At 58.2% G+C, this 20,142-nt stretch carries 28 protein-coding genes; 7 read left to right on the top strand and 21 right to left on the bottom strand.

The features are described from left to right. Positions 1-4: 4 nt before the first annotated feature. The 3 genes from VMV64_RS15540 to VMV64_RS15530 form a co-directional block, all read right to left on the bottom strand. Entirely contained in the window at positions 5-2,119 is a 2,115-nt protein-coding gene (locus VMV64_RS15540) for a catalase (protein ID WP_325331948.1), read from the bottom strand. A gap of 668 nt (positions 2,120-2,787) precedes the next feature. After that, complete coding sequence (locus VMV64_RS15535; protein ID WP_349255110.1) at positions 2,788-2,940, bottom strand: DUF3309 family protein; 153 nt, start codon at positions 2,938-2,940, stop codon at positions 2,788-2,790. 33 nt (positions 2,941-2,973) lie between these two features. After that, positions 2,974-3,432 carry a CHRD domain-containing protein gene (locus VMV64_RS15530; RefSeq protein WP_325331944.1) on the bottom strand — a complete coding sequence of 153 codons (459 nt, stop codon included), beginning with the start codon at positions 3,430-3,432 and terminating at the stop codon, positions 2,974-2,976. A 251-nt stretch (positions 3,433-3,683) separates the two neighbouring features. On the opposite strand from VMV64_RS15530, the gene VMV64_RS15525 reads away from it, so the two are divergent. The 3 genes from VMV64_RS15525 to VMV64_RS15515 all read left to right on the top strand — a co-directional run bounded on the left by VMV64_RS15525 (position 3,684) and on the right by VMV64_RS15515 (position 7,581). Continuing rightward, on the top strand, positions 3,684-6,059 hold the full coding sequence (locus tag VMV64_RS15525; protein WP_325331942.1) for a phosphoketolase family protein: 2,376 nt from the start codon (positions 3,684-3,686) through the stop codon (positions 6,057-6,059). Beyond that, entirely contained in the window at positions 6,056-7,144 is a 1,089-nt protein-coding gene (tal, locus tag VMV64_RS15520; RefSeq protein WP_325331940.1) for a transaldolase, read from the top strand. The genes VMV64_RS15525 and tal overlap by 4 nt, the downstream gene beginning before the upstream one ends. Before the next feature lie 77 nt (positions 7,145-7,221). After that, complete coding sequence (locus VMV64_RS15515; protein ID WP_325331938.1) at positions 7,222-7,581, top strand: hypothetical protein; 360 nt, start codon at positions 7,222-7,224, stop codon at positions 7,579-7,581. Between the two features lie 79 nt (positions 7,582-7,660). On the opposite strand, the gene VMV64_RS15510 is transcribed toward VMV64_RS15515, so the two are convergent. The 3 genes from VMV64_RS15510 to VMV64_RS17455 all read right to left on the bottom strand — a co-directional run bounded on the left by VMV64_RS15510 (position 7,661) and on the right by VMV64_RS17455 (position 9,263). Then, entirely contained in the window at positions 7,661-7,975 is a 315-nt protein-coding gene (locus VMV64_RS15510; RefSeq protein WP_325332023.1) for a BON domain-containing protein, read from the bottom strand. A gap of 281 nt (positions 7,976-8,256) precedes the next feature. Further along, a complete protein-coding gene (locus VMV64_RS15505; RefSeq protein ID WP_325331936.1) occupies positions 8,257-8,910 on the bottom strand; it encodes an OmpA family protein in 654 nt (217 codons plus the stop codon). Positions 8,911-9,026: 116 nt separating this feature from the next. Continuing rightward, a complete protein-coding gene (locus VMV64_RS17455; protein ID WP_414718909.1) occupies positions 9,027-9,263 on the bottom strand; it encodes a glycine zipper 2TM domain-containing protein in 237 nt (78 codons plus the stop codon). On the opposite strand from VMV64_RS17455, the gene VMV64_RS15500 reads away from it, so the two are divergent. The 4 genes from VMV64_RS15500 to VMV64_RS15485 all read left to right on the top strand — a co-directional run bounded on the left by VMV64_RS15500 (position 9,153) and on the right by VMV64_RS15485 (position 12,136). Continuing rightward, positions 9,153-9,377: a hypothetical protein gene (locus VMV64_RS15500; protein WP_325331935.1), complete on the top strand. Its 225-nt coding sequence runs from the start codon at positions 9,153-9,155 to the stop codon at positions 9,375-9,377. The genes VMV64_RS17455 and VMV64_RS15500 overlap by 111 nt on opposite strands. Positions 9,378-9,638: 261 nt before the next feature. Beyond that, positions 9,639-10,487 (top strand): Crp/Fnr family transcriptional regulator, encoded by an 849-nt coding sequence (locus tag VMV64_RS15495; protein WP_325331933.1) that lies wholly within the window; start codon positions 9,639-9,641, stop codon positions 10,485-10,487. Positions 10,488-10,900: 413 nt separating this feature from the next. Next, positions 10,901-11,206, top strand: coding sequence for a hypothetical protein (locus VMV64_RS15490; protein WP_325331931.1), 306 nt, complete (start codon positions 10,901-10,903; stop codon positions 11,204-11,206). Between the two features lie 219 nt (positions 11,207-11,425). Further along, positions 11,426-12,136: a Crp/Fnr family transcriptional regulator gene (locus tag VMV64_RS15485; protein ID WP_325331929.1), complete on the top strand. Its 711-nt coding sequence runs from the start codon at positions 11,426-11,428 to the stop codon at positions 12,134-12,136. 69 nt (positions 12,137-12,205) lie between these two features. Here the strand turns inward: VMV64_RS15485 and VMV64_RS15480 are convergent, their stop codons facing one another. The 15 genes from VMV64_RS15480 to gspG form a co-directional block, all read right to left on the bottom strand. Further along, positions 12,206-12,484, bottom strand: a complete 279-nt coding sequence (locus tag VMV64_RS15480; RefSeq protein ID WP_325331927.1) for a YqjK-like family protein — start codon at positions 12,482-12,484, stop codon at positions 12,206-12,208. Beyond that, positions 12,481-12,873, bottom strand: a complete 393-nt coding sequence (locus VMV64_RS15475) for a phage holin family protein (RefSeq protein ID WP_325331925.1) — start codon at positions 12,871-12,873, stop codon at positions 12,481-12,483. Before VMV64_RS15475 ends, VMV64_RS15480 begins: the two co-directional genes overlap by 4 nt. Before the next feature lie 10 nt (positions 12,874-12,883). Next, positions 12,884-13,204: a DUF883 family protein gene (locus tag VMV64_RS15470; protein ID WP_325331923.1), complete on the bottom strand. Its 321-nt coding sequence runs from the start codon at positions 13,202-13,204 to the stop codon at positions 12,884-12,886. 158 nt (positions 13,205-13,362) lie between these two features. Continuing rightward, positions 13,363-13,578, bottom strand: coding sequence for a hypothetical protein (locus VMV64_RS15465; protein WP_325331921.1), 216 nt, complete (start codon positions 13,576-13,578; stop codon positions 13,363-13,365). Positions 13,579-13,690: 112 nt separating this feature from the next. Then, complete coding sequence (locus VMV64_RS15460; RefSeq protein ID WP_325331919.1) at positions 13,691-13,837, bottom strand: lmo0937 family membrane protein; 147 nt, start codon at positions 13,835-13,837, stop codon at positions 13,691-13,693. 29 nt (positions 13,838-13,866) lie between these two features. Next, complete coding sequence (locus VMV64_RS15455) at positions 13,867-14,187, bottom strand: BON domain-containing protein (RefSeq protein ID WP_325332021.1); 321 nt, start codon at positions 14,185-14,187, stop codon at positions 13,867-13,869. Between the two features lie 209 nt (positions 14,188-14,396). Continuing rightward, a complete protein-coding gene (locus VMV64_RS15450) occupies positions 14,397-14,549 on the bottom strand; it encodes a DUF3309 family protein (RefSeq protein ID WP_349255109.1) in 153 nt (50 codons plus the stop codon). Between the two features lie 106 nt (positions 14,550-14,655). After that, positions 14,656-15,399 carry a type II secretion system protein N gene (locus tag VMV64_RS15445; protein WP_325331915.1) on the bottom strand — a complete coding sequence of 248 codons (744 nt, stop codon included), beginning with the start codon at positions 15,397-15,399 and terminating at the stop codon, positions 14,656-14,658. Next, positions 15,396-15,887 (bottom strand): type II secretion system protein M, encoded by a 492-nt coding sequence (locus VMV64_RS15440; protein ID WP_325331913.1) that lies wholly within the window; start codon positions 15,885-15,887, stop codon positions 15,396-15,398. The genes VMV64_RS15445 and VMV64_RS15440 overlap by 4 nt, the downstream gene beginning before the upstream one ends. Beyond that, on the bottom strand, positions 15,884-17,095 hold the full coding sequence (gspL, locus tag VMV64_RS15435) for a type II secretion system protein GspL (RefSeq protein WP_325331911.1): 1,212 nt from the start codon (positions 17,093-17,095) through the stop codon (positions 15,884-15,886). Before gspL ends, VMV64_RS15440 begins: the two co-directional genes overlap by 4 nt. After that, entirely contained in the window at positions 17,092-18,006 is a 915-nt protein-coding gene (gene gspK, locus VMV64_RS15430) for a type II secretion system minor pseudopilin GspK (RefSeq protein WP_325331909.1), read from the bottom strand. The genes gspL and gspK overlap by 4 nt, the downstream gene beginning before the upstream one ends. Continuing rightward, a complete protein-coding gene (locus tag VMV64_RS15425) occupies positions 18,003-18,602 on the bottom strand; it encodes a type II secretion system protein GspJ (RefSeq protein ID WP_325331907.1) in 600 nt (199 codons plus the stop codon). The genes gspK and VMV64_RS15425 overlap by 4 nt, the downstream gene beginning before the upstream one ends. Continuing rightward, positions 18,599-18,994: a type II secretion system minor pseudopilin GspI gene (gspI, locus tag VMV64_RS15420; RefSeq protein WP_325331905.1), complete on the bottom strand. Its 396-nt coding sequence runs from the start codon at positions 18,992-18,994 to the stop codon at positions 18,599-18,601. Before gspI ends, VMV64_RS15425 begins: the two co-directional genes overlap by 4 nt. Next, positions 18,972-19,523 carry a prepilin-type N-terminal cleavage/methylation domain-containing protein gene (locus VMV64_RS15415; RefSeq protein WP_325331904.1) on the bottom strand — a complete coding sequence of 184 codons (552 nt, stop codon included), beginning with the start codon at positions 19,521-19,523 and terminating at the stop codon, positions 18,972-18,974. The genes gspI and VMV64_RS15415 overlap by 23 nt, the downstream gene beginning before the upstream one ends. Further along, positions 19,495-19,926 carry a type II secretion system major pseudopilin GspG gene (gene gspG / locus VMV64_RS15410; protein ID WP_325331903.1) on the bottom strand — a complete coding sequence of 144 codons (432 nt, stop codon included), beginning with the start codon at positions 19,924-19,926 and terminating at the stop codon, positions 19,495-19,497. The genes VMV64_RS15415 and gspG overlap by 29 nt, the downstream gene beginning before the upstream one ends. Positions 19,927-20,142 lie beyond the last annotated feature (216 nt).

Here is a 20,142-nt window from a genome sequence, read left to right as displayed (position 1 = left end):
TTACCTATGCCAATGTTCGTACAGACTGTTCCCGGTCCCATAGTCGCGTCTTTGCCGCAGCAATAAATGCAGCTTTGTCGTTGGCATCCACGACGCCCGCATCCTGTCCGACATTCGCTGTTTTCAAAAGCGCCTGGCCACCTTTGTCGACGGCGATTGCCTTGAGGTGACCGAACGCATCGCGCACGAAATCGATCGCTGCGCCTTCCATCGACAGTGCTTTTGCGCCTGCGTCGGAGAGGATGACGGCGACTGCGTCAAATAGCACAGAAGGGGTACCCGCCAGTTGTCCGTCAGCCGCCAGCATCGAGCCATCGGCAAGCTTCGCGCCGCCCACTTTGGGGGCGACGATCTTCACGCTAGCACCCGCATCGGTCGCGGCCTTTTTAATCTTCTTGATGACAGCGCCGTCCGAACCGTCCGCGATCAGGATGCCAATCGCGCGCCCCATGAGCGTGCCTTTCATCTTGCCGATGATCTGCAATGCGGGCGAAGGCGCCATCTCCTGCACGGGCGCTGCGGCTATCGGCGCATCGGGCATGCTGCCGAACCCAAGACCCGCGGCGACACGCTTGGCGAGGTCTTCTTCGATATGGCGCAGGTGACCGACCATCGCCTCACGCACGTGCACATGTTCGACCTTGGAAAGCTCAAACACTAACGCCGAGGCGATGTGCGCCTGCTCATACCCGGTCTGGCTGAGATAGAACTGCCGCGCCTGGCTGTAGTGGTCGGCAAAGCTCTCGGCACGGATGCGGCCTTTCTCGCCGGTTTCAGTTACCGCCGCGCTATGAAAACCCATGGCTGGCGTTTCGCGTGGCGAGCTTTCAGACAAGGAATTGGGTTCATACGCAACACGGCCCGCCGGTTGCGCCATCCGCATGTGCCCGTCGCGCTGATGATTGGCGAACGGGCACTTGGGTGCGTTGACCGGGATCTGGTGAAAATTGGGCGAACCCAGGCGCGAAAGCTGCGTATCGAGGTAGGAGAACAAACGGCCTTGCAACAGAGGGTCATTCGAGAAATCGATACCAGGTACGATATTAGCGGGACAGTAAGCAACCTGTTCGGTTTCAGCGAAGAAATTGTTCGGCCAGCGATCCAGCACCATGCGTCCGATCACTTGCAAGGGCACCAGTTCTTCGGGAATCAGCTTGGTCGCGTCCAGATGATCGAACGGGAATCTGTCCGCTTCCTCCTGCGTGAAAAGTTGAACCGAGAACTCCCACTCGGGGAAGTTGCCGGCTTCGATGGCCTCGAACATATCGCGGCGATGGAAGTCTTGATCGGCGCCGGAAATTTTCACGGTCTCATCCCAAATGGTGGACTGCAAGCCGAGCTTCGGACGCCAGTGGAATTTGACGAAGGTCGATTCGCCGGCGTCGTTAATCAGGCGGAAACTATGCACGCCAAAGGCTTCAATCATGCGCAGCGAACGCGGCAGGGTGCGATCCGACATGATCCACATCACCATGTGCATGGATTCAGGCGTGAGCGAAATGAAATCCCAGAACGTGTCGTGCCCGGTCGCCGATTGCGGAAAGCCGCGGTCTGGTTCCATTTTTACGGCATGAATAAGGTCGGGGAATTTGATGGCGTCCTGGATGAAGAAAACCGGGATGTTGTTGCCGACCAGATCCCAGTTGCCTTCCTTGGTGTAAAATTTGACGGCAAACCCGCGTACGTCACGCGGGGTGTCGACCGAACCTGCACCGCCTGCGACGGTAGATATGCGAGTAAACACGGGCGTCTTCTCACCTACTTCGGTGAGTATCCTGGCGGTGGTGTATTGCTTCAACGAGGCGGTCAGCTCGAAGAATCCATGCACGCCCGTCGCTCGCGCGTGAACGATACGCTCGGGAATACGCTCGTGATCGAAATGGGTGATTTTTTCGCGGAGGATGAAATCCTCCAGAAGCGTAGGCCCTCGCGGATTGGCCCTGAGCGAGTTTTGATTATCGGGAAGTGCGATGCCCTGGTTCGTGGTGAGCGCGGGGTGCTCTCCACCCGCGATCTGGTGCAGTTCGCCGCCAGCCGCCCGTTGTGTGTCTCCAGTCGGGGCCGAGCCCTTTTCCTGTTTGCGTTTTCCAGAATTACTCGTTGCCTTTCCTTTGCTCATGATCGATCTCCTTGGTGAGTAGCGCCGGACTACCGGCTATTGTCGTGTGCCGATGCGTAGGCGGTTATTAGCGCCATGCGATTCTCGGCAAATCGCTCCAAATCAAACAATTTGCATTTTTCATGCTGATGGATGGTCATTAATAAGTGTGCTTAGCACCTCTGAATCTTCGAGGTGAACCTGGGCCCATGCTTCCCGGTCACGGCGCCGGCAGGCTTCGCGCAGGGGGCGGCACTGGCCAAGGCCGGGCTCGCGCTGACGAACGGAACAAACCAGAGCGGCAAGCGCCAGCACCGAGATCCGGCTCCTCATGACCAGCGAGCGGCTGAGGCAGGATGCTGGAATGAGCACTTTTCTACAGCTTCGTTAGCAGCTTGTCAGTTCAGGAAAAAATAGATAATCACTAAAACGATTGCAGGGACACCCAGCAGCCAGGCAATCAAATATTTTCCCATCATATTTCTCCTTTAAAAAATGCGATTGCAAAGAATAAAGAAATAGACTTGCAGCGATAATTGAAGAATAGACGACTTCACTAGATACACCCCGCCCGGTGCCGGCCGAGATCGGCAACGTGGCCATTTCACCGGGCGAGCGCCAAAACCACCAAGCCAGTCAACAGGGCGGTCAGGCGCGGTTGCAACAGCCTGACTGCAGGGCACAACCCGTCACAGCAGTCCCAGCAACAGCAGCACGATGATGATGATCACCACCAAACCCAGCCCACCACTGGGCCCATAGCCCCAGCTCCTGCTGTGCGGCCAGGCCGGAATGGCGCCGATCAGCATCAGGATCAGAACGATTAATAGTATGGTTCCCAAGCTCATGATTTTCTCCTTGATTTGTGATGCGGGTCAGTGAGCCAGGGTCATCGGTTCGCCGAGCAACTGCGCCCGGATTTCACCATTCGGGTACTGAGCGCTGCGCACACTGACGTAAAGCTTGCCGGCCAGGTAACTCTTGTACCGCGCCGCGGTCAGCTTGGCATCGGCGGGCACGGTAAAGGTGTCGTCGGTGGTTTTGGTCAGGGTAATGATAGCCGGGCCGTTTTTCCCGGCGGCGGCCTCATGAATATGCGCCATCGTCGGGACCAGCCCGGAAACCTTGATGCTGCCGCTCACCGTGTGGTCAGGCAGCACCTTGATTTGCCCCGTACCCATCGCTGAAGTTGTCACCGGTGGCACCACGGAGCTGCCATTCAGGGAAATCGACATGGGCTGCTGGGCGTACAGGTTTGCCGAGGCCAGGAGCAGCAGAGCAAGCGGGGCCGCCAGACTGAGCAGGCTCCTGGGGAATTTTGACGTATTGATCATGGTTGACTCCTTGAAAAATCGCAGGGAAGGCGCGCCGGTGCAGCCGCTTAAGACAGTGCTTTACCCGGTTGCCGAGAGTCCCACATGCACCGTACACCTGGAGCGGTCTCAATTCTGTTCGGTAACGCACACAGGCTACCGGTTTTTTATGTGTGCTGGCGCACTGTGCCGGGTGTTACGCGCTGGTATCCTGAAAAAGACCGGGACAAGAAGTCTTGAACCCAATGGTTTAATGACGCAAGGAGAATGAGATGCCATCGACTGCTGCGGCGCTGGATGCCGAAGAGATCGAAAGGATGGACGCCTATTGGCGCGCCGCCAATTACTTGTCAGTGGGGCAGATTTATCTGCTGGACAATCCACTGCTGAAACAGCCACTGCAACTGGCGCACATCAAGCCGCGCCTGCTGGGTCACTGGGGCACCACGCCGGGGCTGAACTTCATCTATGTGCACATGAACCGGGTGATCAGGCAGCAAGAACTCAGCATGATCTTCATTGCCGGCCCCGGTCACGGCGGCCCGGCGGTGGTGGCGAACACTTATCTGGAAGGCAGTTACAGCGAGCTGTATGCCGATATCTCGCAGGACGAGGAGGGAATGCGGCGGCTGTTCCGCCAGTTTTCCTTCCCCGGCGGCATTCCCAGCCACGCCGCGCCGGAAACTCCCGGTTCCATCCACGAGGGCGGCGAGCTGGGTTATGCCTTGTTCCACGCTTATGGCGCGGTGTTCGACAATCCGGCGCTGATCGCCTGCTGCGTGGTGGGCGACGGCGAAGCTGAGACCGGGCCGATGGCCACTTCCTGGCATTCCAACAAGTTTCTCAATCCGCGCACGGACGGCGCGGTGTTGCCGATCCTGCACCTGAATGGCTACAAGATTGCCAATCCGGCCATCCTCGCCCGCATCAGCCACGCCGAGCTGGAAAGCCTGTTTGTCGGCTATGGCTACCAGCCCTATTTCGTCGAAGGAGACCAGCCTGAAGCCATGCACCAGCTGATGGCGGCCACCGTCGATGCGGCCATCGCCGGGATACGCGAGATCCAGCGCAAGGCGCGGGAGGGTAGTGAAGTGAGCCGCCCGCTCTGGCCGATGATCGTATTGCGATCGCCCAAGGGCTGGACCGGGCCGAAGGAAGTGGATGGCAAGAAAACCGAAGGTTCCTGGCGTTCGCACCAGGTGCCGTTCGGCGACATGGAGAAGCCGGAGCACGTGCGGCTGCTGGAAGACTGGATGCAGTCCTACCGGCCTGAAGAGCTGTTCGATGCCAGCGGCAGGCTAAAGCCCGAACTGGCCGAACTTGCCCCCAGCGGCGAGCGCCGCATGGGGGCCAACCCTCACGCCAACGGCGGGGTGCTGCTACGCGACCTGCGCCTGCCGGACTTCCGCGACTACGCCGTGGCCGTTCCCGCGCCCGGTGCCACTCCTGCTGAATCTACCCGGGTGATGGGGGTCTTCCTGCGCGACGTGATGCGGAATAACCCGAACAATTTCCGCGTGTTCGGCCCGGACGAAACCGCCTCCAACCGCCTCGGGGCGTTGTTCGAAGTGACCAACCGCGCCTGGATGGCAGAGCGCTATGACTACGACGATCATCTCGCCCCCGATGGCCGGGTCATGGAAATCCTCTCCGAACACGCCTGCCAGGGCTGGCTCGAAGGCTATCTCCTCACCGGCCGCCATGGGCTGTTTTCCTGCTACGAGGCTTTCATCCACATCGTCGATTCGATGTTCAACCAGCACGCCAAGTGGCTCAAGGTGTGCGGCGAGATTCCCTGGCGCCGCCCCATTGCCTCGCTCAACATCCTGCTCACCTCGCACGTCTGGCGCCAGGACCACAACGGCTTCTCGCATCAGGACCCCGGCTTCATCGATCACGTGGTGAACAAGAAGGCCGACATCATCCGCGTTTATCTGCCGCCGGATGCCAACACCCTGCTGGTTGTCACCGACCGGTGCCTGAAGAGCCGCAACCTGGTGAATGTCATCGTCGCCGGCAAGCAGCCCGAGCTGCAATGGCTGGACATGGATGCCGCCGTCAACCATGCCTGCGCCGGCATCGGCATGTGGGAATGGGCGTGCAACGATCAGGACGGCGAACCTGATGTGGTGCTGGCGGCAGCGGGCGACGTGCCCACGCTGGAAATGCTGGCGGCCATAGACATCTTGCGCCAGCTCGCCCCCGAGCTGAAAATCCGCTTCATCAACGTGGTCGACCTGATGACCCTGCAACCGCGGGAGGAGCACCCGCACGGCTTGTCCAGCAACGAATTCGACTCTCTGTTTACTACAGACAAGCCGATTATTTTCGCCTACCATGGTTACCCCTGGCTGATCCACCGTCTCACCTACCGCCGCACCAATCACGGCAATCTGCATGCGCGTGGCTACAAGGAGGAAGGCACCACCACCACGCCGTTCGACATGGTGGTGCTCAACACCCTTGACCGCTTCCACCTGGTGATGGATGTGGCGAACCGGGTGCCGAAGTTGCAGGCTCAGGCGGCGCACATCAAACAGCGCATGCGCGACAAGCTCAACCAGCACACGCAATATATCCACCAGCACGGCGAAGACATGCCGGAAATACGCCACTGGAAATGGCCCGCTCAGGAGGTAAACACATGAACGACAATCCGCTGCTTGCACTCAAGGCATTGGGCCAGCACGTCTGGCTCGACAATCTCTCCCGTACGCTGCTGCAGGAAGGCGAGTTGCAGCGCCTGATGATGACCGAGGACGGTATCGATGGCGTGACCTCCAATCCTGCCATCTTCCACAAGGCCATTGCGGGCAGCCCTTACTACCGCGAGGATCTGGAACGCTTGCGCGGCTCGAACCTCGACGCCGAGGCGCGTTACGAGTCGCTCGTCATTCCCGACATCCAGGCGGCCTGCGACATTCTTTTGCCGGCCTATGTGTCAAGTGCCGAAGAGGCCGGCTATGTCAGCCTGGAAGTCTCGCCCGCTCTGGCGCACGACAGGTCGGGTACGGTGGCGGCCGTGCAGCGATTGCGGCAGGCGGTGGGGCGCGACAACCTGCTGATCAAGGTGCCGGCTACGTCCGCCGGTGTAAGCGCTTTCGAGCAACTGACCGCCGCAGGCATTCGGGTCAACGTCACCCTGATTTTTTCGCTGGCGCAGTACGAGGCCGTGGCGCAGGCTTATCTGCACGGGGCGCTGCGCTGGCTGGATGGCGGGGGAAATTCCAGACAATTGCGATCGGTGGCGAGCGTGTTCCTGAGCCGCGTCGATACACTGGTGGACCAACGCCTCGACGCCATAGGCACAGCGCAAGCCCAGGCACTCAGGGGCAGGAGTGGTGTGGCCCTCGCCAAACGCTGCTATTCCCATTATCTGGAGATTTTTCACGGCCCGGCCTTCGCCACGCTCGCTCAGGCTGGCGTGCGACCGCAGACGCCGCTTTGGGCCAGCACCGGCAGCAAGAATCCGGCTTACAGCGATGTGCTCTACGTGGAGGCGCTGATCGGCCAGGAAACCATCAATACCATGCCGGACGCGACCCTTGCGGCATTCCGCGACCACGGCCGCGCGGCAGCCACCCTGATGACCGGCATGGACGAGGCGCAAGCCCACATCGAGGCGCTGACGGCGCTGGGTATCGACCTCATCGACGTCGGCGAGACCTTGCAGGTCGAAGGCGTGCGTCTCTTCGCCGAAGCATATGAAAAATTGCTTGCCGCCGTGCAGTGACATGCCCGTCGTTCTGACGCTCAACAGCGGTTCGTCCAGTCTCAAGGCCAGCCCGTTCTGCGTTGACGGCACGCGCCGTGACTGGTGCGCCGCTTGCCGATTCCGCAGAAGCTTGGCATGCGCCGCTACGGCTTTCATGGCCTCAACTACGCCTACATCGCATCCCAATTGCCGTCATTGCTGGGGCAGTCGGCGCCTTTGCCGCCAAGGCCGGCGGCATCGATGCGCTGGTGTTCAGCGGCGGCATCGGCGAACACGCGCCGCAGATCCGAGAGCGCATTTGCGAACCGCTCGGCTTTCTCGGTCTGGCCCTCGACGCCGAAGCCAACCAGGCCAACAGTACCTGGATCAGCGTAGCCGGTTTCAAGCCCGTGCTACGCCTCGCTGCTGGCGAAGAAGGCGTCATCCGTGATCTGGTTGTCGCGTTGTTGGATTAGTCCGTGCTAGTGCTGCGCCACAATGAAAAACGGCCACTCCCGGACGTGATGTCCCGCAGTGGCCCGCGGGCAGTTTCGTTTACTTGACCCGCATGTCATTCTTGACCGACGTCACACCCTTGACACTGCGTGCAAGCTCAACGGCTTTGCTTTCAGCGGCGCGGGAACTCACAAAACCGCTCAATTGAACCACGCCTTTGAAAGTCTCCACATTGATTTCAGCGGATTTCAAGGATGGCTCATTGAATATGGCAGCCTTGACCTTGGTGGTGATGACGCTATCGTCGATATACTCACCGGTCCCTTCCTGCTTCGAAGTGGACGCGCAGCCCACGACAGACACCAGCGCAATCGCCAGGAAAAATGCGGAAAGATACTTGCTAAGTTGTTTCATGATTAAATTCTCCCAAAAAAATACGAAAATAAAACTCTCAAAGTAACTTGCGATCAAAGGGCTCTCTGCAAATGCCTGTTTGCCTTTCCATCGCATCCAAGCGGTTCAATAATGACCCTGAATCCGGGCGCCGTCTGTGCGCTGTCGCACATAAGTCCGACAGTCGCCAAGTCCGTTTTCGGCGATCATGTGCTTAACCAGCGCTTCCTTAAAACAAAAGGCCAACCCAAGATAAATGGGTTGGCCTTTATTTGTTGTGGAGCGTATTGAGGAGCTGAAGGTTACCTCTGAACTGGCTTCTGAACCTTTACTTCCACCATTACGCGGCGGTTGGGTTGCAGGCATTCAACCAGCTTCTTGTTTTTGCCGCTGACTTTGCCTTTCACGTTATCGCAGGAAACAACTGGCTCGGATTCACCTTTTGCAGCGGTTTCAATGCGATTAGCTTCAACGCCTTGCCCAACCAGGTAATCCTTCACAGCATCCGCACGACGCTGGGATAACTTCTGATTGTAGGCATCGGAGCCGATGCGGTCGGTATGGCCGGTCACCAGCACCACTTCAACTTGCGGATATTCCTTCAACTTGCCAACGACTTCATTGTCCAGTTGTTTCTTGCCGTCAGCGCGTATGACCGACTTGTCAAAGTCGAACAGCGTTTCGGCTTGCAGGGTGATGGGGGCGAAAGCGGCTTTTTCCGGGCCGACGACAGGAGCAGGCGCAGCAGCGGGTGTCTCGGCTTCCGCTATTTTGGGCTCAGCTTTCTTGACCAGATCCGGATCGCATTCCGCAATCGCCATGGCCGGTGTCCAGTAGCCGGTTCTCCAGCATTCGTTGTAGTTGTTCTTGACCAGATTGCCGCGGGTATCGGTCAAATAACCTTCCTTGGTGATTTCATCCGCGGAAGCAATGCCCACTGAGATTAAAGAAGCCATAACAAGCATATTAAGAACGAGTCGTGAAGTTTTCATGTTTTTCCCTTTTATTAATCATGAGTAATCTGAAACTATAAATCCGGCGCACAGCGGGCCGCCGGCAATGACATTGCTGATCAGTAGCGAGATACGCGGTCGTTCTCGATAAGGACTCGGTCTCCGACGCGCAAATCGTTAATGCTTTGCTGCGTCACGGTTTGATACCCCCCGTTGTCAAGCCGTACCCGTATGCGATATGCCTCTTGCTGCTTATTGCCCTTTTCTATCTCGTGACCCACCATGGCACCACCTACCACACCGGCCACGGTCGCGACATCCTTGCCGGTGCCACCACCGACTTGATGTCCGAGCACTCCGCCTACGACACCGCCGATGACGGCGCCAGCACCTATCCCGTCGCTACTGCTACGGGTGATCTCGATCACGTCAATTACGCCATAAGCATAAGAGGCGCGGGAATAGGATGACGAGGATGACACGGGGCGAGTATCGGTATTCGCGCAGCCGCTCATCAGGGCGGCTACAGCGAGAAAAGTTACGGTAACTATTTGTGGTGATTTCATAAAACCTCCTGAATTGATGATTGAAGGTTAGTCGCAAAATAAAATGCCTTCCGTGCGGTAGCGTACATAATTCTGACATCGTCCTATAATGGGATTTGGCAACTGGTTCTTATTAACCGCTTTCATGTAAGTGTGGGGCTGTTTTTCTGATGAGGAATATTCTGCATGCCTGACCTTCATTCCCCAAGACAAAACCACCTTCTCGCCGCACTGCCCGCGGCGGAATACGAATACCTGTCTCCCCTTCTTGAACTGGTCCAGATGCGACTCGGCGATGTTCTTTACGAGCCCGGGGGCGAGTTGCATTACGTCTATTTCCCTACGACCGCAACCTTGTCGCTGCTTTACGTCATGGAGGACGGCGCATCAGCCGAAATCGCCGGGGTCGGCAACGAGGGCGTCATCGGTGTCGCCATCTTCATGGCAGGAGAAAACATGCCCAATCTGGCCATTGTGCAGTGCGCGGGCTATGCCTATCGGCTGAAGCGGCAGTTGCTGAAGGATGAGTTCAATCGTGGTGGGGGGCGCCGTTCCGGCGCATTGCAAAATTTGTTGCTGCGTTACACCCAGGCACTGATTACGCAGGTATCCCAGACCGCAGTCTGCAATCGATACCATTCGGTGGAGCAGCAACTGTGTCGCTTTCTGTTGTCAAGTCTCGACCGATCTCCCTTGAATGAATTGACCGTGACGCAGGAATTGATTGCCAAAATGCTCGGAGTGCGTCGCGAGGGCATCACGGAGACTGCCGGGAAGTTGCGGCACGCTGGTTTGATTAGTTACCGCCGTGGTCACATCACTGTGCTTGACCGGTCTGGATTGGAGAAACGGGCCTGCGAGTGCTACCAGGTAGTCAAAACGGAATTCGATCGACTGTTCCCCGATGTAATTGCTACGCAAGCCGTTAAGCCCCGTTGCATGCGGGTAAGCCTTGCCGCCTCGCAGGACGAGAAGCGCGCTACCGCATTCCGCCCCTCAATACAAACTCGCCGTCACGATCACCGCGCCAGATGAAGTGATGTAATCAAGCCAGGCACGCTGGCAAATATCCTCGATCCTTAGAAGCTACCTTAATAAATATCACGGATTCGTTGCAGCCAGAAAATCCGCCAGCATTCACTCTCCAATCCTGGTTCAATATCATCGCCGGGTATGTCGTTCCTTGAAAAATTACGCGCAATGTTCGCCAGCGTACAGAATTGGCTGGTCCTTCAGCTTACGCTTGTCAATGTGTTGCACTGTCGAAGCGTCATGTCACTTCAGGTTACACGACTGCGCCAAGGGTTGAGCGTACGAGTTGGCTGCTGATTTTTCATGCCGACACAAGCGCCTGATCCACCGGCACTGTTACCCAAAAACTGCTTCGGCTTGTCTGACTGCTCACAATGAGGTGCGCGGTTTTTACTATTCATTTAAGAGGATCCATCATGAAATATTCCATACTATTTGCATCGCTTATAACCGTGTTCGGATTGACTGCCTGCGATAAACCAACCGTGGTCAATGTTCCTGCACCAGCGGCTCCAGTACCAGGCCCCCCCGGACCACAAGGCGCGACTGGCACACCGGGGGCAACTGGAACCCAGGGCGATGCTGGCACCCAGGGCGATGCTGGCACCCAGGGTGCCACCGGAGCCCAAGGCTATGAAGGCGCCCAAGGTGATACCGGCAAAACCGGTAAGACCGGTGGTGACACAGTGATCATTGTTCCGGCTCAGCCCGAGCAAAAATAGCCTGTGTTGCAGCGTTAACAGCCGGCTATAACGTGAAACTCGCGCAGCGAGACCTCCTGACTCTCTCCCTCCGGCTCCGGGAGAGAGTCAGGAGAGAGGGAAACGGTCATGGCGAATCGCTGTCGCTTAGAGGCGCCTGCTTTTGGTTAATCATCTGTGGCGGCGGTTCGCCATGACCGTTCGGACGCTTCAATGATCCCCAACCTTCAGGAGAGTCGAGTGCCATCCGCGGAACATGTCCCGGCGGAAAACCGTCTGCTTGCCGCCCTTCCTAGCAAAGATCGCCAACACTTTCTGTCAGGCTGCGAGCAAGTCGAGCTGTTATTGGGAAATATTCTCTGCGAGCCTGGAGAGACAATTCGCTACGTTTATTTTCCCACCGATAGTTCCATTTCATTGGTGACTCCCGGCGACGGTCACGGCAGCTTGGAGGTGGCCTTGGTCGGCAGTGAAGGTATGTACGGGATTCCCCTCATGCTTGGGGTGGATGTTTCACCTTTGCATGCCGTGGTGCAGGGCTCAGGCCCTGCATGGCGAATGGACGCTGAACGGTTCCGCCGCGAACTCAAACACAGCGTTGCACTGCAACAGGAGCTGAACCGCTACATCTATGTGTTGATGAGCCAACTGGCGCAAACAGCCGCTTGCACCCACTTTCATGTCGTAGAAGAGCGCCTTGCCCGTTGGCTCCTGATGACGCGAGACCGGGCGCACTCAGCGGAGTTTCATATTACCCACGAATTACTTGCCCAGGTGCTGGGCGTGCGCCGCGTGGGTGTCACCAAAGCCGCGGGTTCGCTGCAGAAGAAAAAACTGATCAGCTATAGCCGGGGGGATGTCAAGATTCGCGACATTGCTGGTTTGGAAGCCGCGTCCTGCCGGTGTTACCGGGCCGACAAGGAAACGTACGACCGTATCTTGCATATCTAGGAGCCTGTCGGGCCTGATTTGGGTGTGCGGCGGGCGCCTGGCTGCTTTTCTGGATTTTTCGGCTTCCTGCTACCGGCCACGCAGTTTACGCATCATCTGCCACGTTACCCAGCCGCGCCCCAGCCATTTCCCGACGCGGGCGGGCCGCAGTGCCGCAAGCAAGACCACGCCGCCGACGATCCAGGCAGGATGGCTCTTGATATAGCGCAGCGCGGCCAGCCCCTGGTCGGCCCGCGCCAAGGGGGTGCGCCACGGCTCGATGTTTTGCGCCAGCGTCATTCGTTGCGCTGCGGCTTGCGCAACCAGGCGTTCACGCCGTTCCGCCAGCCGGATCAATTTATCGTTCATGAACGGGAAGCGAGCTGTTGCCGGTCTTTCAACAATTCCGACAGACTCGCTGCAAACAGTCTCGGCTTTGTCCTCGCTTTGTGCATGGCGAACATCCATGCCGCCACGCCAACTGCCAAAAAGAATCCGGCAAGGCCACTTAGCGCCAGGATGCGGTGCGTGTCCCAGAACACGACCACGAGCAGGATCGTTGCCAGCACCACGCCAACCCCGAGGCAAAACAGGGCGACCAATGTCAACACCAGTATCGACAGCAAACGCTCCCGATCTTCCTCCAGGTCTGCGGACAACAGATCGAGGCGCGTATGCGCGATGGCAACCAGCGTTGCTGCGAGAGTTGCCAGCGACTCGAGCAGCCCCTTGCTCCCGCCGGGTGTTTTCTCAGTCACGGCGAAGCGACTAGCGGCGGCCGATGAGCAAGCCGATCACCAAGCCAACCCCGGCGGCGACGCCGACGGCTTTCCATGGATTTTCGTGGACATAAGCGTCGGTAGCCTTGGCGGCCTCTTTGGTTTTGACCAGCAGTGCCGCCTGCGTCTCCGCCATCTTGGCTTTCACAACCCGGAGGGATTCTTCCGCCTTGGCGCGTACTTCGGCCAGTTTCTCACCACCTTGGTTGGCAGTCGCTTTCAGCAGTGCTTCGGTGTCTGCCACCACCACCTTGAAATCATCAGATAATTTTTCCATGCTTTTCTCCGTTGCTTGTTCTATCGTGTTCATGGTGGATTCCTATCGTTTTACTTTGTGGCTTACTCGTTAAAAAATGGGCAAAATCCGTTGTGCGGCTGCCCGGAATTGATTGGCTTATCCTTCACCGGCGGCAGCAAAATCTATCACGGCCGGCAGCAACTTTGTTACGCCAATCAGGGAAACTGATTCTACTTGTTGCGCATGCCAAGCAGGAGCACCCCTGCTACTATCGCCCCCACGCCGGCCCAGATTGGGACGTTTACTGTCTGCGTGTCCTTGACTGACAACTCTATCGGGCCCAGCTTGGCCTGATGCGTTTCCTTGGTGTAAGTGAAACCGCCATACGCCAATCCCAAGCCGCCGGCCACGATCAGAACGATTGCCAACATCTTGATTGCGTCCATATTAATTTTCTCCTGTAGAAACTCATCGACGGAGAAGCCTGGTAACACAGAAGCCGTGAACAACCGGATCGCTTTACCCGACACCTCGCTGCATGGAAAAATTACCGGGTTGTTACAGGCGCCGACCTTGAATGACACGCAGCAATATCACCACGATCGCTACAATCAGGAGAATGTGAATGAATCCGCCCATGGTATACGAGGAAACCAAGCCAAGCACCCAGAGGATAATCAAGATAACTGCAATAGTTTCGAGCATTTTCGCTACTCCTAATAAGACGATCAGATTTACTGCCGACTCTTGATCCGCATGTCATTTCTGACCGACTTCACGCCCTTGACGCTGCGTGCAACGTCGACCGCGTTTTTGCCATCTGCCTCCGTACTGACGAAGCCGCTTAACTGAACCTCACCCTTGAAGGTTTTGACATTTATTTCAGCAGACTTCAACGAAGGTTCATTAAATATCGACGCCTTTACCTTTGTCGTGATAACGCTGTCATCAAGGTATTCCCCTGTGCTTTCTTGCCTGGACGTCGACGCGCAACCCAGTACAGTCGCAAACATGACGGCAAGGATAATCGTGGAAATGAATTTAAGTTGTTTTATGACCGTACTCCCCATGTAAATTTAAATCGCCCGGATACAAGCCATGATCATAAAATCTGGATAGCCCTGGCGTTATAAACGACCTCGCATTGAGAATTCAATCAATGGCATCAAATCCCACGCAAACGCCCTTGATTAAAGATGATCCTCTTCTTTTCAAAAGCGCTCTGTGCGCTAGCGCACTTATCGAGCAGACTTTTTTTTCGAGATCACAATCGTCCCAGCAGCAACAGAATAATCAGGATGATCAATACCAGCCCGAGCCCTCCGCTCGGGCCGTAACCCCAAGACCTGCTGTGTGGCCAGGTAGGAATCGCGCCGATCAGCATCAATATCACAATGATTAATAGAATTGTTCCCAATGACATTTCGTTTCCCCTTCTGATATCACCTAAAATAGGTGTCTTAATATATGTATAGCATAGATTTTTCCCCGCTTGCACGGCCCGATTTCGGGGGGGGGCCTGTTTACTCGATCTGTAGCGCGAAGGTGCCTGCGCCACGTTCCACTGCGATCAGGCGCAGCAGTGGGTCAAGTTGCTGCTGATGCTGTGGGGGAACGCGGGCGATGCCCAGAAAATTCGGGCTACCTCCGTTTGTCCAGGACCCTTTGCCATCGAGTTGTAGCGGACCTTGAATGGTACGCAGCAAGAGATGAACCGTCGCACCCTCGCCATCGAAATTTACTTCATAGTCGCCCAGGGGCGAGATGGGCGTGAACACCGATCCGGCGTCGCGCCATTGCAGCGCGGCGCTGCCGTGCATTTGCCCGCGCTCGATTGAGAGGCTGGCGACGTGCAGCAATAATTCGCCGCTAAGACCCAGCGGCGCAAGCTTGGGTACGCCCAGACCCAGGGCCGCGGCCGGCAAACTAATGTCGGCGTTCGTCAGTTCGATTCGGGATAATGATATCGTCACCGGAAATGACTGGGTCGCCTGCTCCAGTTCGACTTCGCAAACCAGGTGTCCGCGCAGCAATGACGCCGGCAGCATGCGCCAGGCGAAGCTTTTCGCAACGCCGGTTCGCCCGCCCGCATCGCGAATCTCGATCTGCCCCGAGCCCGACCACAGCGTGCCCTGCGCTTCGACCAGGCGCAGCTTGCCCTGGCTTATGCGCTGCAAGCCGGCATCGACCAACGTCGCTGGCGCGGTAGCAATGACCCCGAGCGAATATGCCACAAGTCCGATCGTGACCAGGCTCCAGTGTTTCATGGGTGCTTGACCCGAAGCAGGGTCGCGGTCACGCTGACCATACCCGGCGTAGACAGGGTTTCGATCCGGCAAGTGTCGAGTCGAACTTGCTGCGATTTCAGGCTGGCGACCCAGTTGAGCCAATCCGCGAACACAACGGCGCCGAACACGATTCCCACTTGATTGGCGTCCGGCGCATCGATTTTCACCAGTGCGTGGGACAGTCCTGCTGCATCGGCTTGGGCTTGCACCAGCGCACGCAGATCCGTCTGCGATGCCGGTGTGGCCGGCGTGGCGCGCAGGCGCTCGAGTTCGGCCGCCTGCTGTTCGAGACGGGCTGCCTGCGCCCGAAGTGCCGGCACGCTCGCGCGCAAGCGCGAATGTTCCCGCCCCCCCGACTGCACCAGCCACACATACAACGCAGCCCCCATTATCACCATCAGAATCACGATGACCGTTCGCTCTCGCGGTGCCCGCGATGCCCATGCCTTAAGCAGTTGCGCTCTCACGACGCCCCCACGATCAGGACCAGCGTTGCGCTTGCGGCGCGCGCCGAGGCCGAAGACTTGTCAACGCTCAGGCCTGACTGGAGCAGGCGCGCCACGATGCGTGGCACCGCTGCCTCTTCGTTTATGGCAAGTTCCAGCGTCATCCGCCCACCCTCGTAAGACACGGCACGTACTGCGCCGGCCGGTAGTTCCTTCGTTGCTGCCGCCACTTGCTCGATCATCGGCAGAAAGTCGCTGCTGTCGGATAGTCCTGCGCTATGACGCGCTTCTGCGAGCTTGCGGCGCATTTGCAGCGCCGGATCTACTACGGCGACGGCATCGGGGAAAGCGGTGCGAAACTGCGCTTCCATTTGCTGGCGCAATGCCCGCTGCTCGCCGGCAAGCAGCGTCCAGTCGGTGACCAGCGCGAGTGCATGCAACGTCAGTGCTGCGCCCAGTATCCAGGCAGCCGGTCGCAGACGTTTTGCCGCGCCGGAAAAAACACGCCAGCGCTGGCGCTGCTGCGTCAGGCTGACACCGGCGTCGGGCGATGCCGTGCGCCAATCCCATGTTCCGGCGATGCGCAGGTCAACTCCAAGCTCGCGTTGCCATGCCGTGATATCCGGCACCGCATCGGGCGTCGTTATATAGAGCGCAATCGATGTTGGGCCAGCGCTGCGCGTTTTTTCTTCTTCCAGCAAGAGGCGCAGAAACAATGGGGGCGATTCCGGGTCGCCGCAATCCGTTGCCGCACCTTCGAATTCCCCGCTACGTACAAACCCCTCGCGACCATTCCAGGCGACGCTCCATTCTCCCGCCCGAATAGGCAACAACAGCGTTTCGCTGTGCACTTCGTCGACACGTATGCCGACGGCGCCGAGCGCATGACGCCAGCGCTCCAGCCCCCCCTTGTCTACCACCGCGAGCGCGTCTTCGTCACCCACGGAGCCGAGCCAACTCACCTGGTTGGCATCCGGTTCGCCCGCCGTTTGCTCCTCCACCGCAAAGGCAAGCACCGATCCGGCGCGGCGTCTGGCTCCATGCGGCACGCGCGCGCGCGTGATCAGCACCTGCGCGGCAGGAATCACCAGCTGAACGCGCTCGACACGCTGCGGCAGATCCGCGAGCCGACCTTCTCCTGCAACAGGTTCGCGATTGTCATTGACCAGCGCCCATTGACAGTGCTGCGGCTGTTCGAGAAGCGAGCCGTAGATGCGAAGCAAGCTCATAACATTTTTCTCCAAACGATGGTTGGCCAATTGGCGTCCGTGCGCGCAAGCAGCGCTATGCTGCGCGCCTGCGCGCTGCCGATGGTGACGCGTAGCTGCACCATAAAGTAATTACTGCTGAAAGCGATGTCTTCATTCGCCACCTTGACGTCCCTGGGAAGCTGGTCCGGGAAATCAGTGCGGTCGCGAAAATAAGCACGGTCGCGCTTCTCGACCAAAGCACGGGCGCCGTCCAGACTCAAATCATCGACCACGGCTGCAATGACCTCAGGCGACGCAGTGTTCACGTTCACGGCAGTGAAGACGGGCAATGCCGAAACGTATGGACGCAAGCGTGCGCGTACGCTTTCGTCAAAGCCGCGCACCAGTACCAACTCGGCCACATCGATCAATGGCCGGTTGGCGGCAAGGTAAGGCGACGGCAATGCCAGATAATATTCATCTTCGGCTCCACCCTCAGGCTGCGGCTCGCTATCGGCGTCGACCCAGTCTGCGACTGCATCGGCAAGCTCGGGCGGCAATCCCAATATGGACAGCAAGCGTTGGAAATGTGCGCGCTGCGCGAGGTTGACCTTGCCGTCCTTGACCAGATTGTTGAGATTGAATCTTCCCTGCTGGTCTTCGATTAACCCGGAAAGGCTGCCGTTCTCGACCGGAATCGGTGGCAGCCGCAGCGCCCATGGTTCACCCAGATAATCGATATTGCTAGCGCGGCGATCGTCGCGCAGCAGTGCGCGGGTCCAATCCACACCGACCTGAATCAGCGTCTGCGCCTGGACATGATCGGCGGTAAGTTCGTTCTGCCGCAACCAGCTACTTTGCGTGACCATCATCGCCGTCGCCGTTATCGCGGCAAGTGCGACTACCCCCATGGCGAGCACGATGGCCACTCCATTTTGTCGAGCTCTCATGATCTCAACGCAAACACGCGCACGATCTCTTCGCCGGAAGTGAGCACGATGCGCAGCCGTACGGCTTGGGGAATGGGGGTATCAATAGGTGACGCCGGCCACGCGTCCACCCATGCAAGATCGGCATTGAGGTATTGCAATTCAAATTTCGTCACTCCACTCAATACGGGGTAGCGAGCGGGCAGCGCATCGGGCGCCACGTCGAGTCCCGGCCACAGCCACAGTTCGATCTCCTGTTTCTCGTTCAGCCGGTACGCAAGCCGCCGTGGCGTGTCGCCGCCCTCGGACGAAGCAAAGCGGCTGAACGTCAGGCGCGGTTCAAGCGCCACGCCGGCCTGGCCGCGCCACGCCGGCGCGGTGCCAAATGGGGTTCGCACCGGACGCGGCGCCGCGAGCTGCACGTCGCGCTCGAAGCGCGCCAGGAAAGCTGCCGTGCGCCGCCATTTTTCAGTCTCCTGTCCGACGTGTTCGCGCGCATCGAGTACCGCGCCCAGGCCGCGATACGACATCAGCGCCAGCAGCGAGAGTATGAGCAGCGCGGCCAGCAGTTCGATCAGCGTAAATCCGCGGATTGAAACACCCGAAGCCGTCTTCACTTGACGACACCCGGCGGCTGCCCCACGAATCCGACGAGATGAGCGAGTGCATGTGTTTCCTCGGGGACCGCGAATACACGAATATCGACGCGACGAAATGAGGTGTTAGGCGTAACGCTGACTTCCTCGCGCCACGCGAACTTCATCGCGCCTTGGCGTTCCGTGCCACGCTGCATGCCTAGCGGCAACCAAACGCCACGGGCGCGCTGCTCCGCCAAAACATTCTCCGCAACCCAGCCGGCGAGTAAACGCGCACGCAGTTCGCCAACGCTGTTCGTGCCGCCAGCTGCCACGCGCAGCGACGCGAGTAGCGCGACCGAGATGATGGCAAGCGCGACCAGCACCTCGACCAGTGTAAAACCGCTGCGTTTAGCGCCGCACCGACGGGTCATTCGTTCTCTCTCCTTCTGGTAACACGCGCACGTCGCCAACCGGGGAATTCGCTACCGTGTAATGCGCGGCACCCAAGGACATTTCGACGTTGAAAACAAGCACCGAGCCGTAGGGGCTGAACTCCACACGCATGTGTTGAGGCGATCGCCTGTTTTCCACGCGCATGTTCGAGATCCTCATTCCTTGCGGCAAAGTCCGCGCGCGCAACAAGTCGTCGTCGACGATCTCGGACCAACCCAGGTCTTCACTGAATCGCCAGAACCGGTAGCCTGGTCCATCCGATGTCCAGGCAATCGACTTGCCGCTAAAGCGCGACTCTGTCTCGGCAATATTCATCAGTTGCGCCAGCCTTTCGACTTCGACCCGCAGCAAGGCTCTATCATCCGGCTGCGCGATGGTGCTGACCAGGCCGATCAAAAGGCCCATGATCACCAGCACGACGAGCATCTCTATGAGCGTGAAGCCGCGATTTTTTGCAGCCGCGATCGCGCGCGTATTCCTAGAGAAACCAGGAGCCAATGTCGGCATCGTTGCCTTCGCCGCCGAGCGCACCATCGGCACCCAAACTGAAAATGTCGATCTCGCCACGCATGCCGGGATTCAGGTACTGGTAGGGATTGCCCCAGGGATCTTTCGGCAGACGCTCGACATACCCACCGGCTTTCCAGTTAGTCGGGAGCGGAGCGGTAGTCGGCCGCGAGGCCAGCGCCTGCAATCCCTGTTCGGTAACGGGGTAACGCTGGTTGTCCAGCCGATAAAGCTTGAGCGCCTGCATCAGGCTGGCGATATCCTGCTTTGCCGCCATCACCCGCGCCTCGTCGGGTCGGCTGATGATTTTCGGCACCACCAAAGCGGCGAGAATTCCAAGAATCACGACCACCACCATGACTTCGAGCAACGTAAATCCGTTTTGCCGGCCCGTTGTTTTCATTTGTACACTCCATGTGCTGAATCGATCTAACAAGCTGTTCAACATAGCTATCTAGCCAAGTACGCAGAGTATCCGCTCTGCTTCGAGCCCACTCCGTGCGCTAGCGTACATACGCCGGAATACTTTTGCCCTAGCATTCGTTCCGCATGGAGATAGACCGTCTGGCCTGATGCGGATACGTTGGGTCGATCATTGCGCATCGCTTCCCCGTGTACG

Origin of the sequence: Sulfuricella sp., from assembly GCF_035531155.1 — a bacterium.
In the GTDB taxonomy this organism is placed as follows: Bacteria; Pseudomonadota; Gammaproteobacteria; order Burkholderiales; family Sulfuricellaceae; genus Sulfuricella.
The sequence above is the reverse complement of the archived record's forward strand: the minus strand, read 5'-3'. Positions and strand labels throughout refer to the sequence as shown.

Bases quoted from the DNA above. Each gene is read 5' to 3' on its own strand.
- VMV64_RS15540 (WP_325331948.1), bottom strand. From the start codon at position 2,119: ATGAGCAAAGGAAAGGCAACGAGTAATTCTGGAAAACGCAAACAGGAA.
- VMV64_RS15530 (WP_325331944.1), bottom strand. From the start codon at position 3,432: ATGATCAATACGTCAAAATTCCCCAGGAGCCTGCTCAGTCTGGCGGCC.
- VMV64_RS15525 (WP_325331942.1), top strand. From the start codon at position 3,684: ATGCCATCGACTGCTGCGGCGCTGGATGCCGAAGAGATCGAAAGGATG.
- tal (WP_325331940.1), top strand. From the start codon at position 6,056: ATGAACGACAATCCGCTGCTTGCACTCAAGGCATTGGGCCAGCACGTC.
- VMV64_RS15510 (WP_325332023.1), bottom strand. From the start codon at position 7,975: ATGAAACAACTTAGCAAGTATCTTTCCGCATTTTTCCTGGCGATTGCG.
- VMV64_RS15505 (WP_325331936.1), bottom strand. From the start codon at position 8,910: ATGGCTTCTTTAATCTCAGTGGGCATTGCTTCCGCGGATGAAATCACC.
- VMV64_RS15495 (WP_325331933.1), top strand. From the start codon at position 9,639: ATGCCTGACCTTCATTCCCCAAGACAAAACCACCTTCTCGCCGCACTG.
- VMV64_RS15490 (WP_325331931.1), top strand. From the start codon at position 10,901: ATGAAATATTCCATACTATTTGCATCGCTTATAACCGTGTTCGGATTG.
- VMV64_RS15480 (WP_325331927.1), bottom strand. From the start codon at position 12,484: ATGAACGATAAATTGATCCGGCTGGCGGAACGGCGTGAACGCCTGGTT.
- VMV64_RS15470 (WP_325331923.1), bottom strand. From the start codon at position 13,204: ATGAACACGATAGAACAAGCAACGGAGAAAAGCATGGAAAAATTATCT.
- VMV64_RS15465 (WP_325331921.1), bottom strand. From the start codon at position 13,578: ATGGACGCAATCAAGATGTTGGCAATCGTTCTGATCGTGGCCGGCGGC.
- VMV64_RS15460 (WP_325331919.1), bottom strand. From the start codon at position 13,837: ATGCTCGAAACTATTGCAGTTATCTTGATTATCCTCTGGGTGCTTGGC.
- VMV64_RS15445 (WP_325331915.1), bottom strand. From the start codon at position 15,399: ATGAAACACTGGAGCCTGGTCACGATCGGACTTGTGGCATATTCGCTC.
- gspL (WP_325331911.1), bottom strand. From the start codon at position 17,095: ATGAGCTTGCTTCGCATCTACGGCTCGCTTCTCGAACAGCCGCAGCAC.
- gspK (WP_325331909.1), bottom strand. From the start codon at position 18,006: ATGAGAGCTCGACAAAATGGAGTGGCCATCGTGCTCGCCATGGGGGTA.
- gspI (WP_325331905.1), bottom strand. From the start codon at position 18,994: ATGACCCGTCGGTGCGGCGCTAAACGCAGCGGTTTTACACTGGTCGAG.
- VMV64_RS15415 (WP_325331904.1), bottom strand. From the start codon at position 19,523: ATGCCGACATTGGCTCCTGGTTTCTCTAGGAATACGCGCGCGATCGCG.
- gspG (WP_325331903.1), bottom strand. From the start codon at position 19,926: ATGAAAACAACGGGCCGGCAAAACGGATTTACGTTGCTCGAAGTCATG.